The sequence below is a fragment of the Thalassolituus maritimus genome (assembly GCF_900156675.1).
Classification (GTDB): Bacteria; Pseudomonadota; Gammaproteobacteria; order Pseudomonadales; family Oceanobacteraceae; genus Thalassolituus; species Thalassolituus maritimus.
In genome coordinates this window covers 80,877-98,316 of the sequence record NZ_FTOH01000011.1, presented here as the reverse complement: position 1 = coordinate 98,316, position 17,440 = coordinate 80,877, and the positions used below count along the sequence as shown (strand labels likewise).

At 51.4% G+C, this 17,440-nt stretch carries 5 protein-coding genes; all 5 read right to left on the bottom strand.

The features are described from left to right. Positions 1 to 176: 176 nt before the first annotated feature. The 5 genes from BW941_RS15580 to BW941_RS15560 all read right to left on the bottom strand — a co-directional run bounded on the left by BW941_RS15580 (position 177) and on the right by BW941_RS15560 (position 17,436). Positions 177 to 9,773, bottom strand: a complete 9,597-nt coding sequence (locus BW941_RS15580) for a DUF8202 domain-containing protein (protein WP_076517626.1) — start codon at positions 9,771 to 9,773, stop codon at positions 177 to 179. Positions 9,774 to 10,086: 313 nt separating this feature from the next. Further along, positions 10,087 to 11,322 (bottom strand): substrate-binding periplasmic protein, encoded by a 1,236-nt coding sequence (locus BW941_RS15575; RefSeq protein ID WP_076517624.1) that lies wholly within the window; start codon positions 11,320 to 11,322, stop codon positions 10,087 to 10,089. Positions 11,323 to 11,908: 586 nt separating this feature from the next. After that, on the bottom strand, positions 11,909 to 14,890 hold the full coding sequence (locus BW941_RS15570) for a TrlF family AAA-like ATPase (protein ID WP_076517623.1): 2,982 nt from the start codon (positions 14,888 to 14,890) through the stop codon (positions 11,909 to 11,911). 189 nt (positions 14,891 to 15,079) lie between these two features. Then, positions 15,080 to 16,948, bottom strand: a complete 1,869-nt coding sequence (locus BW941_RS15565; protein ID WP_076517621.1) for a hypothetical protein — start codon at positions 16,946 to 16,948, stop codon at positions 15,080 to 15,082. After that, entirely contained in the window at positions 16,945 to 17,436 is a 492-nt protein-coding gene (locus BW941_RS15560) for an ABC-three component system middle component 2 (protein WP_217693614.1), read from the bottom strand. The genes BW941_RS15565 and BW941_RS15560 overlap by 4 nt, the downstream gene beginning before the upstream one ends. Positions 17,437 to 17,440: the final 4 nt, after the last annotated feature.

The window sequence follows — 17,440 nt, the reverse complement described above, 5'->3', positions numbered from 1 at the left end:
CCGTCCACGTGTGGGGATCTATCAGCTGACCGTTATTATTGTTAAATGCCGACAGCAGTGGCGGTAAGGATGTATCTTAAAAAGACAGCCCCCAGATTACAATGTGCAACCTGAGGGCTTACATATGATTTACGGGTGTTCACACGCCGCGAAGGCGAGATCGCACTCCCTATCGATCATTCAGAGTGGTCACCAAAATAGAGTTCCACACGACGTTTCTCGTTTTCGCTCAGACCTCTTGAGGCATCGATGCCTCGCGAGATTTTCACGATACGATTAGAAGGAATACCTCGCTCCATCAGGTACTGCGCCACAGATTCTGCGCGCTTCAGAGCCAGCGCTTCGTTGTAGCGCTTCGAGCCGCGACTGTCGGTATAACCAATCAGTGTGATTTCGAGATCCGGACAGGAGAAGAAGTCTTCTGCCGCCATATCCAGACTTTCATCAAACTCGGAAGTCAGTCGTGAAGAATCATAGGCAAACAGAACATCCGCTCGTGAGCGCTCAACCTGACACACCTCCTCCGGGCCTGCTGCGGTAGGTTCGATCACTACGACCGGCTTAGCAGACGGAACAGCAACATCGACCGGCGCATAAACCGGCAGTGCGGCCTCTTCGATCACCTGAGACTCACGCTTCCAGGAACGACTTTCGGAAGCAAACGGATACCAGATCAGACTCAGACCGTAAGTCAGGACATCGCCGGAGATGCGATCCAATGATCCACGTAACTGAAGCTTAGGCGTCAGGCCATAGGTAACACCGGCGCCATACATGATGTTCATTGAGTTCTCACTCTCAGACAGAGCATCACCTGAAGTATTCAGGTGCGACATGCCACCGGTAAGGTACCAATTGAACTTCTCTGGCCAGTCTCCAGCATAGCGGTGATTCTCTCTCCAGATCGCAGGGAACCACTTTGCCGACAGCACTGCAGCATTGTATTCAACACCGACATCGTTACCGCCAGTCGCGGCTTCCAGCTCACCTTTAGTGGCATAAGAGAACTCAATCGCCAGCTCATCCAGCACGTCGTATCCCACACCCAGTCCAGCACCCCAGTCATGACGGTCAGTAATTCTGATACCGCCACCTTCCGTGATAGGCGCAAAGCGTGAGTACTCCAGTGCACCGAGTACATAAAGACGCTCTTTATCAACTTCTACCGCTACCGCTGGTAAAGACGCCGCTGCAAGTAGCAGCGCCAGGTGCCGGCGGCGAACCAGAAGAAGAGCAGCAGCCATCCAGAGAAGGCTCATAGAACCCGACCCTGTTGACGTTCGCAGGTAGCCTTCATTGCTATCAACCACGCCATTGTTGTTGCTGTCTGTATTTTCCTCACCGTCTTCAATGCCATCTCCATCAGAGTCTGGGTTCAGTGGGTCGGAACCCGCAGCCACTTCGTCGCCATCAGACACACCATCGTTATCCGAGTCTGCATTGTTAGGGTCAGTACCAAGCTCGTCTTCTTCTTCATCGGTCAAGCCATCGTTATCAGTGTCAGTGTTACCCGGCGCCTGATCAATGCTGTCATCAGTGTCATCAAGATAATCCGGCGTTCCGTCACCATCACTGTCTTCACAGTTCGGGTAACCCGCGGAACATTCTTCTTCATCACTGATGCCGTCACCATCACTGTCACCGCCAGAAGTACCAGCATCACCGTTGTCACCATCGACACGATCAGGGATGCCATCACCGTCGGTATCACGATCCGGGAAGGCGCCATAACCAGACTCTTCCTCATCAGGGATACCATCGTTGTCGCTATCCGTATCGCGATAATCCGCCAGGCCATCGCCATCCGAGTCAATCGGCTGCCAGAAGTCATTGATGCCGTCCAGGTTGCCGTCAGGACCATTATCGACATTACCGTCACCGTCTATGTCGGCGTCATAGGTGTCATCGTAGCCATCCAGGTCAGTGTCATTACCACTGATGCCCGCTTCAATTACGTCATCAATAAAGTCGCTGTCGGTGTCTGTCTGCATGTAGTCAGGCTGACCATCACGATCTGTGTCGTAGCAGCACTCGATCGCATCCGGAATGAAGTCACCGTCACTATCACCACCACCCACAGCAGTCACAGGGTCTACCAGATCAGGAATACCATCACCATCCGCGTCGGCCAGCGTTTCATTGATGTCATCAATACCATCATTGTCGCTGTCGGTATCGAGCAGGTTAGGTATGCCATCACCATCCACATCAACAATTGCGAAGTCAGCTACACCGTCACCATTTTTGTCGGGTGCTCCGATGACGCTTGCATCCAGCGCATCATCAATACCGTCTTCATCAACATCCTCGCCAGTCAGAACAACAGCAATCTCTTCATGATCGCGATAGCTGTCGCCATCACTGTCACGAGATTCAGGATCTGAACCAATCAGTGTTTCGAGATAGTTTGAAAGACCATCGCTGTCACTGTCATTGGTGCTATCAAGAGCATCCGGAGTACCGTCACCATCTTCGTCAGAAGGATTATTGGTATCACCAATTTCAGTGCCATCATCAACGCCATCACCATCTGAATCAGGGTTCTTCGGATCGGTACCGAGGTTCTCTTCATCTTCGTCAGAAATGCCGTCGTTATCATCGTCGTCATCGTTAACATCAGAGATGCCATCACCGTCGTTGTCCGCAGGGACATCGTTCGGATCCAGTGGATCAGTACCATTCTGAGTCTCATCGTCGTCAGAGTAACCATCACCATCATCATCAGTATCAGCGTTGTTACCTATGCCATCACCGTCGGTATCCGTATCTTCATTCGGATCGTTAGGGAAGGCATCGTCTTCGTCGTTGACACCGTCGTTATCATCGTCGTCGTCGTTAACATCAGAGATACCGTCGCCGTCGTTATCCGCTGGAGTATCGTTCTCATCCAGAGGGTCACTACCGCTATCGATTTCATCCTGGTCGCTGTAACCATCGTTATCGTCGTCGGTGTCGGCGTTATTACCTATGTCGTCGCCATCCGTATCCGTATCTTCATTCGGATCGTTCGGGAAAGCATCTTCATCATCGTTCACGCCGTCGTTGTCATCGTCGTTGTCGATGTTGTCAGGCACCCCATCTCCGTCGTTGTCATTTCCAACATCGTTCGGATCAAGCGGATCTGTTCCGGCTGCAACTTCGGTCTCGTTATTAATACCGTCGTTGTCTGAGTCGTTGGTCGGATCGTTATTCGCCGCATCCAGCTCATCAGATACACCGTCGTTGTCTGCATCGTTATTGGCAGATTCGAGCGCATCAATGATGCCATCACCGTCAGTATCGGTAGTGCCTTCAGCAGCATCACCCTTGCCGTCGCCATCGGTATCACCATTCAATGGATCAGTACCGTTGGTCGCTTCATCCGCATCCGATACACCGTCGTTGTCATCGTCGGTATCAATGTTGTCTGGCGTACCGTCACCGTCGGTATCCGTTCCAACGCTGTTCGGATCGAGCGGATCAGTGCCTGCTGCAACTTCGGTCTCGTTGTTGATGCCGTCGTTATCCGAGTCATTGGTCGGATCATTATTCGCCGCATCCAGTTCATCCGATACGCCGTCGTTATCCGCGTCGTTGTTCGCAGACTCGAGCGCATCAATGATGCCGTCACCGTCAGTGTCGGTAATACCTTCCGCAGCATCGCCTTTGCCGTCACCGTCTGAATCAGCATTCAGCGGATCTGTGCCGTTGGTCGCTTCGTCTGCATCGGATACACCGTCGTTATCATCGTCGGTATCGATGTTGTCCGGTGTGCCGTCACCGTCGGTGTCAGTACCTGCATCGTTCGGATTCAGAGGATCCGTACCCGCCGCAACTTCAGTCTCATTATTGATACCGTCGTTATCCGAGTCATTGGTCGGATCATTATTCGCCGCATCCAGTTCATCCGACACGCCGTCGTTATCCGCGTCGTTGTTAGCAGATTCGAGAGCATCAATGATGCCGTCACCGTCAGTATCCGTAGTACCTTCAGCGCCGTCGTTTTTGCCGTCGCCATCGGTGTCACCATTCAATGGATCAGTACCGTTCGTCGCTTCATCCGCATCCGATACACCGTCGTTATCATCGTCGGTATCGATGTTGTCTGGCGTGCCGTCACCATCGGTGTCAGTACCTGCATCATTCGGATTCAGAGGATCAGTACCCGCCGCAACTTCAGTCTCGTTGTTGATACCGTCGTTATCCGAGTCATTAGTCGGATCATTATTCGCGTCGTCCAGCTCATCCGATACGCCGTCGTTATCCGCATCGTTGTTTGCTGATTCCAGCGCATCGATGATGCCATCACCGTCGGTATCGGCTGTACCCTCAGCGCCGTCGTTTTTGCCGTCGCCATCGGTGTCACCATTCAATGGATCAGTACCGTTCGTCGCTTCATCCGCATCCGATACACCGTCGTTATCATCGTCGGTATCGATGTTGTCTGGCGTGCCGTCACCGTCGGTATCCGTACCTGCATCATTAGGATTCAGAGGATCGGTACCCGCCGCAACTTCGGTCTCATTGTTGATGCCGTCGTTGTCGGAGTCGTTCGTCGGGTCGTTATTCGCCGCATCCAGCTCGTCAGACACACCATCGTTATCTGCATCTTCAATAGATGATTCCAGTGCATCGATAATGCCGTCACCATCAGTGTCGGTAGCGCTGTAAATATTGCCAATTTCAGCCTGGTCACCTTTGCCGTCACCATCGGTGTCTGCGTCCAGAGGATCAGTTCCCAGCGCTGATTCGTCGGTATCATTCACACCGTCATTATCATCGTCCTGGTCCAGACTGTTCGGCGTTCCATCACCATCGGTGTCGGTACCCGCATCGTTAGGATCAAGCGGATCAGTGCCTGCCGCAACTTCGGTTTCGTTATTGATGCCGTCGTTATCCGAATCATTGGTCGGATCGTTATTCGCCGCATCCTGCTCATCAGAAACACCGTCGTTATCTGCGTCGTTATTAGCAGATTCCAGCGCATCAATGATGCCGTCACCGTCGGTATCTGTGGTGCCTTCAGCAGCATCACCTTTACCGTCGCCATCGGTATCACCATTTAATGGATCAGTACCGTTGGTCGCTTCATCCGCATCCGATACACCGTCGTTATCGTCGTCGGTATCGATGTTGTCTGGCGTGCCGTCACCGTCGGTGTCGGTACCCGCATCGTTTGGATCAAGCGGATCAGTCCCGGCTGCGACTTCAGTCTCGTTATTAATACCGTCGTTGTCAGAGTCGTTGGTCGGATCATTATTCGCCGCATCCAGCTCATCAGATACACCGTCGTTATCCGCATCGTTATTGGCAGATTCGAGCGCATCAATGATGCCATCACCGTCAGTATCCGTGGTGCCTTCAGCGCCGTCGTTTTTACCGTCGCCGTCGGTATCAGCATTCAGCGGATCCGTGCCATTGGTCGCTTCGTCAGTATCGGATACACCGTCGTTATCATCGTCGTTATCGATGTTATCTGGGGTGCCATCACCGTCGGTGTCGGTACCCGCATCGTTCGGATCAAGCGGGTCTGTTCCGGCTGCAACTTCGGTTTCGTTGTTGACACCGTCGTTGTCTGAATCGTTGGTCGGATCATTATTCGCCGCATCCAACTCGTCAGATACACCGTCGTTATCTGCATCGTTGTTCGCTGATTCGAGCGCATCGATGATGCCGTCACCGTCAGTATCGGTAGTGCCTTCAACGCCGTCGTTTTTACCGTCGCCGTCGGTATCAGCATTCAGCGGATCTGTGCCGTTGGTCGCTTCGTCTGCATCGGATACACCGTCGTTATCATCGTCGGTATCGATGTTGTCTGGCGTGCCGTCACCGTCGGTGTCAGTACCCGCATCGTTCGGATCAAGCGGATCAGTCCCAGCTGCAACTTCAGTCTCGTTATTAATACCGTCGTTGTCAGAGTCGTTGGTCGGATCGTTATTCGCCGCATCCTGTTCGTCTGACACACCGTCGTTATCCGCATCGTTACTAGCAGATTCCAGCGCATCAATGATGCCGTCGCCATCGGTATCCGTGGTGCCTTCAGCGCCGTCGTTTTTACCGTCACCGTCGGTATCAGCATTCAGCGGATCCGTGCCGTTGGTCGCTTCGTCAGTATCGGATACACCGTCGTTATCATCGTCGTTATCGATGTTATCTGGGGTGCCATCACCGTCGGTATCCGTACCGGCATCGTTCGGATCAAGCGGGTCTGTTCCGGCTGCAACTTCGGTTTCGTTGTTGACACCGTCGTTGTCTGAATCGTTGGTCGGATCATTATTCGCCGCATCCAACTCGTCAGACACACCATCGTTATCCGCATCTTCGATGGAAGACTCCAGAGCATCGATAATGCCGTCACCGTCAGTATCGGTAGTGCCTTCAACGCCGTCGTTTTTACCGTCGCCGTCGGTATCAGTATTCAGCGGATCAGTGCCGTTCGTCGCTTCGTCTGCATCCGATACACCATCGTTATCATCGTCGGTATCGATGTTGTCTGGTGTGCCGTCACCGTCGGTATCCGTACCGGCATCGTTCGGATTCAGAGGATCGGTGCCCGCTGCAACTTCAGTCTCGTTATTGATGCCGTCGTTATCCGAGTCATTAGTCGGATCATTATTCGCCGCATCCAACTCATCAGATACACCGTCGTTGTCCGCATCGTTGTTCGCTGATTCAAGCGCATCGATGATGCCATCACCGTCGGTATCGGCTGTACCCTCAGCGCCGTCGTTTTTGCCGTCGCCGTCGGTATCAGCACTCAGCGGATCTGTACCGTTCGTCGTTTCATCCGCATCCGATACACCGTCGTTATCATCGTCGGTATCGATGTTATCTGGCGTGCCATCACCGTCGGTATCGGTACCCGCGTCGTTCGGATTCAGAGGATCGGTGCCTGCCGCAACTTCAGTCTCGTTGTTGATGCCGTCGTTGTCGGAGTCGTTAGTCGGATCATTATTAGCCGCATCGAGCTCGTCAGACACACCATCGTTATCCGCATCTTCGATGGAAGACTCCAGAGCATCGATAATGCCGTCACCATCGGTGTCGGTAGCGCTGTAAATATTGCCAATTTCAGCCTGATCACCTTTGCCATCGCCATCGGTGTCAGCGTTCAGAGGATCAGTTCCCAGCGCTGATTCGTCGGTATCATTCACACCGTCGTTGTCATCATCGGTATCGATGTTATCTGGCGTACCGTCACCGTCGGTGTCGGTACCCGCATCGTTTGGATCAAGCGGATCAGTCCCGGCTGCAACTTCGGTCTCGTTGTTGATGCCGTCGTTGTCTGAATCGTTAGTCGGATCATTATTCGCCGCATCCAACTCATCAGATACACCGTCGTTATCCGCATCGTTATTGGCAGATTCGAGCGCATCAATGATACCGTCACCATCGGTATCGGTAGTGCCTTCCGCAGCATCACCTTTGCCGTCGCCGTCGGTATCAGCATTCAGCGGATCCGTGCCGTTGGTCGCTTCGTCAGCATCCGGTACACCGTCGTTATCGTCGTCGGTATCGATGTTATCTGGCGTACCATCACCGTCTGTATCCGTTCCTACACTGTTCGGATCGAGCGGATCGGTACCCGCCGCAACTTCGGTCTCGTTGTTGATTCCATCGTTATCAGAGTCATTGGTCGGATCATTATTCGCCGCATCCAGCTCATCAGATACACCGTCATTATCCGTGTCATTATTGGCAGATTCGAGCGCATCGATGACACCATCACCGTCAGTATCCGTGGTGCCTTCAGCGCCGTCGTTTTTACCGTCGCCGTCGGTATCAGCATTCAGCGGATCCGTGCCGTTGGTCGCTTCGTCAGTATCGGATACACCGTCGTTATCATCGTCGGTATCGAAAGCATCTGCGATCCCATCGCCGTCGGTATCTGTTGGCGTGCTGTTAGGATCAAGAGGGTCGGTACCCAGCTGAGTTTCCTGAATATTGCTGACACCATCGTTATCAGAGTCATTGCCAGGATCATTGTTCGCCGCATCCTGATGATCCATCACACCGTCACTGTCTGAATCAGTCGTATTAGATTCAAGCGCATCAATAATCCCGTCATTATCGATGTCGGTTGGTGACGCGACACTGCCCACTTCGGTCAGATCGTTGATCCCATCGTTATCAGAATCGGCATCAAGAGGGTCAGTACCCAACAGGCCCTCATTTTCATCACTCAAACCATCGTTATCATCGTCGGTGTCTGCGTTATTACCTACGCCATCACCGTCGGTATCGACTGTTTCATTTGGATCAAGAGGGAACGCATCCTCGAGGTCTGAAACACCATCATTATCATCGTCAGTATCGGCGTTGTTGCCTATGCCATCACCATCGGTATCAACTGACTCATTCGGATCATTCGGAAATGCGTCGTATGGATCAAGAACTCCATCATTATCAGAGTCGATGGTCACAGCGACGGTAAAATAGTCACCTGAATTCAGTGTTACGCCTGTTATGGTTCCTGTTGACCTGTCAATTTCACCTACCTCAGTCGTCCCAGAACTTAGGTCGGAACTCCCATTTTTCCGAATGAGATAGAGTTTGGCACTGCTAGGCAAGCCCGAGGGGACAGAAAACTTCATTGAAATGGTCTGGCTGAATCCTGTTTTCTGAACAAACCATTGACGCCCAAGCTTGGCGGAATAGGGAGCGGTAATACCCGAATATTGAAGGGCGTAGCTTTCGTTATTGTCACCCAGCAGCAGGTATTGTCCGGTTGCGGCAACGTCGACCGATCTAGAGGACGATTTGTTAGCGCTAGTGAAATCATTCTGTAACGCTATGGTCAAAAGTGGGCTGGAAGTTGATCGGGCAATCCGCTGATGGAGCCCGCTCTCGTCCTGACGCCCCAGCCCAAAAATGTTATTCCCGTGTGAACTAGCTAAACCCGAATTCCAGATCGTAGTACCAGAGGCAGATAAATAATTTCCGGGAATAGTAACGCCATACTTGACGGCCAGATAGGTGTTGACACGACGGAGTTCATTGGTCGACAAATTCTTGGGAAACAGAATGACTTCGTTAATATCGCCAGGGAATGCTCCGGAGCGGCCCACCCCACTTGTGCCGGAAGCATTCTGCCCCCATCGCCCATAGCCGATAAAAATATTGTTTGCATAGGTCGACAAACTATCATTCAGAGTATAGAAAGTTTCGTTGCCGTTAACACCCACATTTAACTGATCAAGGTTTGAACCGCCCACTCTGAAATGTGTAATAGCCATCTGCGCGAGCGGTACGACTGCAGTAGAGTTCCGGGTTTCAGAGGGGAAGTTATAATATTTGTAAAACTCAGCCGTGCCTGTTACGCCCAAACTGTTTGCGGTTGATCCTGCAATACTAAGAGACGGCTCTGCGGCATAGGCCGTGCCGCTCGCTTCGTTATCAATACCAATAATACGAGCGTCGCTTTCCGAATAAGACGTCATACGGGTAACAGCAACGGCAGTAAGCTCTGTGTCTAACCTTTGGCTGAATCTGCTGAGAAAAGAATCGTTTTCATAAAAAAAACGGTTACTCGAATAGCCCGTCGTATATTCATGAAAGTTATGGGAAGCATCAGCTGCAGAAAGCCTCCAGGGGTTGGAAGAAGGAGCAACCACACCGATCGCATTATTATTGGGTGAGTGGTCGTCCCAGTTCTCTGAGAAATTACTTCCAGCATCATCCGCTTTAATCCAAAAACCAGGATCAGTCACACCTCCTGGAGCTGCGAGAGTGGTGCTGGATACAGATATAGCTGCCCATGAGGCTACGAGAGCCAGGCCCTTAGAAAGTTTCATACGATCGCTCCATACCGAACCAGTTCGTCAGAATGAGAACTGGCTCACAATCCATTCAGATGGTTTTGCGGGATTCTATCGGCTGTGATACCCGCCAGCAATAGGCCTTAAGAGGTATATCCGGCATAAGAGCCACAAAAACACTCCGAAAGGGCCACGAGTTGGCCAATTAGTGTCATATGGCGATATTAATGAACAACTGTCTGATTCACAAGATGTAACAAGAAGTAACATGCTGACATTTACGTATAAACGACAAAAGCCGCATTCAGCGGCTTTCAAAGGGGCATTTACGGGAGGATTGTCTGTTCTGTCACTGGCCATTCCGAAGCGCTTCTTCCACATCAATCCCTAGGATCAAGATACCCTTTCTCACTCCCCGGCTGTCTTCAATTGTCCAGCTCACCTTTACCTGAAACTTGCGCGATGACTCATCATAGCGGATACCATCAATATGATATTCGGAGGACGGGTTGCTGATTAACGCTTTCCATGCAGCCTCATCGGCTTGATAGTAATCGGTGGTTATATCACTCTGAGCGGCATTAAGACCTGCACTTCCCACTAGAATGGCTTCGGTAATTAACCCATTACTGAGCTCTTTCACCGACCTCAGATAAGCTGACGCTGGTCTACTGATGATTTCACTGATCAATGGCTGTTCTGTTGCAGAAACCTCGTGCCGCCATTGCACATCAAGCGCATCAATAACATCAGGAGCCAGTGTCCTTTGCATCTGATTAGAGATATCTAAAGCTGCAAGAAGCCTATCATCATCGATGATGGCCCTGATTCTTTTCGCTACAACGGAAAGGAGGTTTTCCCTCTCAAAATCATTCAGCGCGACGGTCTCACCAGCGCAATCAGATATCTGCTGATTAAACCGTCCGATAAACTCGGGATGCTGTTCGAGGAACTGATCCGCAAAGTACACCCCCAAAGGCATGTATCGGACAAAGGTTCTATCCAGATAACTGTTAAAGTCAGAAGCCTCTGATACTAACTCTTCAAAATAGCGCGAGTCCGCAATAAAGGTATCTATCCGCCCGGCTTGAACAAGACGTACTAACTGCATCCCTTCATTGACCAGCTCTGTGACAGGAATCCCCTCTGAATCCAACCAGGTCGCCTGATTGCTTGATCTGACCGCACCAATTCGCAGTGTTTTCACATCACTGAAATCAAGGCCACTGGCGTGATACCAATACCACTTCTCCAGTGCAAAAGGCGCAGACATTGTCGCCACTGCATCAAGCTCTGGCGAAGGCCCGCTAGTGAAAATACCGTCCGCGACAGAGTGCTTCATATCCTGAATCGCTCGCTGCCAGGGCATAACCTGAACGGAAAAGGATTCGTTAATATCACGGAAGATACAGCGTAAAGTCTCGGTTGATTCACCCGACAGCTCGCCCTGAAGCATCATTTGGTATGGAGGCCAGATCGTAGTACGCAATTTCACCGCGCCGTAATTCGGTGCCGGTGCCAACTCTGCTGCAATAACACTGACAGAGAAGAAAGTAAGACAGAGAGAAATTAGTCTAAATTTCATGACCTTAGCCCAAACGGATAATTGCTCTAATAATAGCAGGCCCTACGAAAAAGCCCGGTCAATGACCGGACTTTTTCGTATTCGTCAGTAACACTGGTGCAATCATTCCCACTCAATCATCAACGAGGGCTATAACCCATTGAAGGTAAAAGATTTACAAAAAGCTGATTATGGCTTTTACCGTCGCATTTACCGTCAGAATCACGGACTCTTTGTTTCCGCGGGTGATGCAGCGGTTTTTCCGGCGGCAATGTGTATTACATCATCATCAACCATACAATATGGTAACAGAACTGGGAATGATGGCACTACAAACTAAATCTAGACGAATCAAATTGTTTCGTCCGCTGCTACATGTCAGACAATTAACGTCGTTAAAAAAAGCCAGTGTAGATTCAATCTATCAAGATGAGCTAGATTAACTATATAGCCTAAACGGGTGAGAACCTAGGTCTGTATTTGACCGTTTTAGACCCATACAGCTGTGTAGATTGGGAGTCATTGCGACACAAATCTTTTGCTGCGACGGGTTCACATGGACTACGAGCAAACGACTCCAGAGCCATGATCATCTAGAGAAAATTGCTCACCTATCCAACCTCACACGCAGCCGCCTCGCACGCTCTTGGAACGCCTCCTCACCACCCTCCAAGATTTCGCATACCTCTTTCCTGATTTCGGCGTTCTCAAGGCCACCTGACAAGTAGGTGATGGGAGGCAGCGCCCCATGGGGTTGTGGACCTGCCTCTGCGATAATGATTTGGTCGGCGTCGGTATTGATAACGAGATTCGCGTTGTGAGTGACCATGATCACCTGTCGGTGTGATTTGGCTTCAATAAATAGCCCAACCAATTCATCAAAGACCGATTTCGGGTCCAAGTTCTCTTCTGGCTGGTCAATGAGAAGCGGTCGGTCATCTTTGTCGTCCAAACCTAGGTAAAGAAGCAGGAGGATTATTCCGCGTGTGCCAGGGGATAGCTTTCGGATATCGACACCATCATAGTCGATACCATACCGGATCTCGATATGGTCCGTGCTAAACAACCACTGAGCGAAGCGTTTCGACCATATGCGGAACTCCGCCTGATCCGCCCTCGCTACGGGGGAATGATCCAGCAAATCATTCTGATAGAGCCGTCGAAACTCTGCCATCGCTGCTATCACGTCGCCAGAATCCCCGGTTTCCCAAGCAGTTTTCAGCACCTCATCAGCTTTTTGCTGAAGCGTCCCTTTCCCACGGAAGGCGCCGGCCTTTCTCAAATCGATAAGACCTTCCTCGGCCGCCTCTGCCCATTGCTCCACGTCTGCAATCCGCGCGACGGAGAACGAGAGCTTCTTCAATGTTCCCGAAGATGCGGCAAGCTGTGCCATCAACGGCTCATAAAGCCCCTCCAGAACCGATTGCTCAGCGACGAGTGCATCGAAAGCTCTGCCATACGCTGCCTCACGATCTGCCTGCAGTTGAAGAGCACGATCCTTGGCTCCTTTGGCGTCCTCCAACTTTTCAGTTAACGTTTGTAGCGCCGTGGTCTCGGCCGCAATGTTTTTGGAGAGCGCGGCGTAGCGGCGCTGTGCATCCTTGTCGGCATTGACCAACTTCTCCAGCCGCGACATCTCTGCTTCCAGCACCGCCTGTGTGAGTGAGCTTAGATCAGTATCCTCGGGGACATAGGCCGTGTTCGGGTCCCCTAGTGGCGGTGCGGTTCCCTTGATTTTGGTGATCTCACCATCGACCCATTTCACATAGTCTGAGAGGTCGTTATCGACCGGTCCCGTATAGTCGATAAGAAACGCCGCCCATTGATCCGCTGACATTCCGCTGTGTTCATGGCGCGCCTGAGCTTGCCGAAGCGCTTCGGGGGCCTGATTGCGGCGCATATCTTTCACTTCATCTTGTATGGCAAGAAACGTCTGTCGCTGCCCCGTAAACTGACGAAGTTTTGCTCGAACTTTGTTGGCAGCCTCAGCCAACTCCGTATGTCTCTGAGCTCTCTTTTCACCGCCTTTCGATACCAGCTTGGCGCGATCGGCCGTATAGGCGTCGACCAGCTTCTTTTTCTTCGCCACCTCTGCTTCGTAGCTGGCGACGAGTTTTTCCTTCTCCAGCTCTGTACTTATGCGATCAGAGATCTGGGCGACCGCTTCAGCCTCCCTGGCGAGAGCGAGGCGATGCCGTGATGCACGCTGTTCCAACAACTCGGTAAAATTCAACGCGCCGTCCCTGCTATCCTCGGGATGCGCCTCGAAAATCACACGCTCAATTTCCCGAAGCAACCCGTCTGTTAGCCCGTTTGAGGAGCATAGTTCTTCGACAAACTGCTGAGACAAATACCGCACCCGTTCATAGCTGAACGGTCCATTGGCGTCCGAACCATCAAGCGCACGTATCTCAGGATCTCCAGCCGCCCACTTCACCTTAACCTTTGCATCTCCAACAATTGGGCGGGCCCGAACGAGAAAGGATGGGTTTGCCCACTCGTCTGCGCCCCAAGTCTCGTCCGGGATCGAGTCGCAACCAGCCGCGATCATGTCAGCCAGTGCGGTCTTGCCGGATCCACGAGCTCCGATAATAGCGACCAGCCCTGGATTGAGCGGTATAACCGACGTCTTCAGCCATGGTGCATCGAGAACTTCGATCCCAGAAATTACCTGAGAGGGTGTTGCGGACGCTGGAGGTTCACTCCCGACATGCGCTCGGTCGGCAGGATCAATGCATGCTTGGCGCAACGAGTCGAATTCGAGCCCGCCCTTGATCCAGGAGAAGCGATCTCCAAACGGAGAGGCAACACTCTCAAGGTTATGGGCATCGCTTCCATGAAGGCATGGTTTGAGGCCGCCATAGATTTTGCGAACTTCCTCGGCAGACATTGAAGGCTTGCGGCCTAGCCAAAATTCTCGCTGCGCTTCGCTGCTAGCAAATATCACATGGGCAAACCCTTCAATCTCGCGTCGGATAGTCTGGTCGGCCGCCTCTCGGACGCCCGATGTTCCATCGCTCGCCCCACCTGCCACACCAATCAATATGTTCCTTTTCGCCCAACTACTTTCCGCATACACTTCACGCAGCTGCTGGAAGTTAACTTTGAACTGGCCTGCACCATAGGCAAGTGCAGCCCCATCGTCAGTGATATTCGGGGCAGCCTTCTTGCCTAGCCTGATCAGATCGGCGCGCGTACAATCAAATCGATCCTGCATCACATTAAACTGCAAGCGTGACAGTATCCGTTGCAGCTCATCAATGTGCTGCGGATCTTCGGGGCTCACAAAAAGGTGTAGATTGACGAAGCCTCCCTTCGCAGTCGCAACATCGAGCCTCAACTCCACATTGGGAAAAATAAGCGTAGCATTAGGAAGCCTACCTGCATCTCGGTATTCCAAGATTTTCTGATAGGTATCGGTTATGTAATAGTCGGTGACTGCGATCGCCTCAATGACCGGGGTCGCCCGCTCAAGTGCTGTTAGGTAGTCGTCCCAAGTATTTGGTCCGCTGAACTGGTTGTTCATGACGGTGCCGGGCGCATGGATATGAGGCTCCCACCTTCGCCACTCCGACCCTCGATTCAGCATGCGTTCCCCTTAATTTTTTTCATTTTCGTGTGATTATCTCCATGTAACCTCGCGCTTTCATCATTATTGCCCCTTTCCTTCCACACACATCAGGCTACTAACGCACATGCCCGCATCACATCCCGATAATCACACACGAGAGTCTGATGCCTTCCAAAACTTTATGGCCCATTTCCAGTTGCAGCCCCATTAGGTGCGTGTCGCCAACAAACCAAATCGGCCATTCCCTTCCAGGCCACTGAAGGTCTCAATACGGGCGATATCTCGGATAGCAGTCGGCGGATCAGAGTTTTCGATCACGATGAACTGCACCTTGTCCTTCAGGCTAGCGATGTGTTTATAGAAATTTTCAGCAAGACCTGTCTTCTTGAGAACCTTTTCATCATCCGACAACTCACCATAGCGCGATGTCATCGGCTCGCGATAAGTGAGCAACGGAGTGTCAAGAACGAGGAAACCAGGGTATGGAAGATCGTTTTCAATACAGAAAACAACAATGGCTACATTAAAAGCAGCATGAAGAATTGCTCTGACACCTTTGCCATTGGCGGCACGGAGTTTTCCGGCAACAGTAATATCCATAGCTTCCGTGTCAAACTGCACCTTGTCTGCATCGGGAAAGCGCCATTCAGTTAGTACGGACTTCACTGTCTCCCCAAAGCGGAACAATGTAGTCGAATCTGGGCCTACTGATGGTGCATCGCCTTTACTGCGTCGGATTGGTTCGGAGTCAATTCCAGCTCTCCGGGTCGATAGATTGGAACGGCGTTTATAAAGGTCGAGAACATGTAGTATCTCTGATCGCTTCAACACATATACTTCGTAACTTTCTCGCAACGAAGTTTCATATGGGCGCGCCTTCTCAATCTCGCCATCAAGTCTATCAATCTCATTTTTCTCTAAATCAACGGTCCGGTGCAGCCCTACAGCTTCAGCCTCAAGAGAAGCTATAGTTTGGGTCAGTTCACGTTGTTCACGCTCGATTTTGCGGGCCTCAGCGGCAGCAGCTTTATGCGCCATCGCAATTTCTTCCGCAGCATGATTATGTTTTTGGGCATCAGACGGAGCACCACAGACTGGACAATCCATGTCGGTCATCGCCACGAGCACGAATCCTCCCTCCTCAATTGACTGCAAGCGCTGAAGGTCAGAGCTGTAGACAGCCTGTAATTTGGAGAAACGTTCAATCGTTAAATCAAGCTCTCTCGCCCTTTCTAATAACTCACGACGGTGCTCTATGGTTCTTCGTCTTTCACCTGAAAGGGCGTCAAGTTTTGCTTGGGATTCCTTTAATCGAGAGGGAAGGTCACTTGCGCTTTGCTCCAGTAGCCCAAGCTGCTCTTCGGTTTCCTTTTCATCTGGCGGGTTCTCACCGAGCTCCGCATCGATCTGAGCAATCAGCTCATCCACTAGTTCAATCTTCGCAGCTTTGGCCACTTTGCGATCTGAGGGTTTAGTAACTGTCACGGCAGCGGCGTCGTCAACCCCGGTAAGCACAAACTTGAACAGGTTCTGCTCGAAGGTGCGCTGAGAAGGCGCCCCCGAGGTAAAGACAGGACTCTTCTCGGCAATAATATCCTGCTCAGACACTACAACGTAGGGCGATAATAAGTAAATGGATAGCGTATCTTTCTTACAGTTACCGTCTCGAACGACCGCCTTCCCCGCGATCCCCATCGCGTTGAGTAATAAGTGCGAAACGGTATCAGTGCGCTTGGAATCGTGTTTCTGGCGCAACACTAAACCATCTGTGACACCGGCCCTCTTGTGCAGTCCCTCATAGAGCGTGAAGTGGCCGCCCTGTGTGGCACGGCAAAGCGTAACATCACGATTATCAGGTAGTGTCAGGCCTAACCAAACCGATTCATAAGCACTAATTTCTTCAATTTCGGGTAGGCTCTTGGAAACACCGAGCATGAAAAGAATGGTCTTCGAAGCGAAGGATTTACCAGTATTCGAGGCACCAAATATAATAGTGAGCCCTTCATCAAACCAAAGTTCGGCAGGCTCAATGCCGGGCCCAGTGAAGACAAGATGACGCAGCCGGATACCATTCATAGTGATCGCCCCGAAGATGTGTCATCGGTCGTGAATTCCGTAGTCCAGCGTCCAATCCGGCCTTCAATGAGTTGCCGAATTTCAACGCTCGCCTGTTGAGTAAAGCGATCCGCCATCCATCTAGCTCGGTCCTTGAGCGCAAGAGAATAAGGCGTCTGCAGAAGCCCCACGTAACTTGGAGCCTCCTCGCCGGCGCAAAATTCTATTCCTCCCTCCGTCTCAAACACTTCAACAAGGTGCATTTGCTGCATCATACGCAAGCTTCTTTCTACCAACTGGCGCCGAACCAGGAGTTCGCCAGTACGATTGGGAAGATCGGGATGGAGACTTTCCGGTACATCCTGCCCATCAATATCGCCTGTATGTACGATCAGATGATCAAACCACGTCATTTCCATTAAATCGCAATGACGCGGGTAAAAAGCCTCAAGCACTACCAAGGCCCGAATACCGGTTTCAAGGGTGCTATTGAACGGATGTTTGTCCAATATT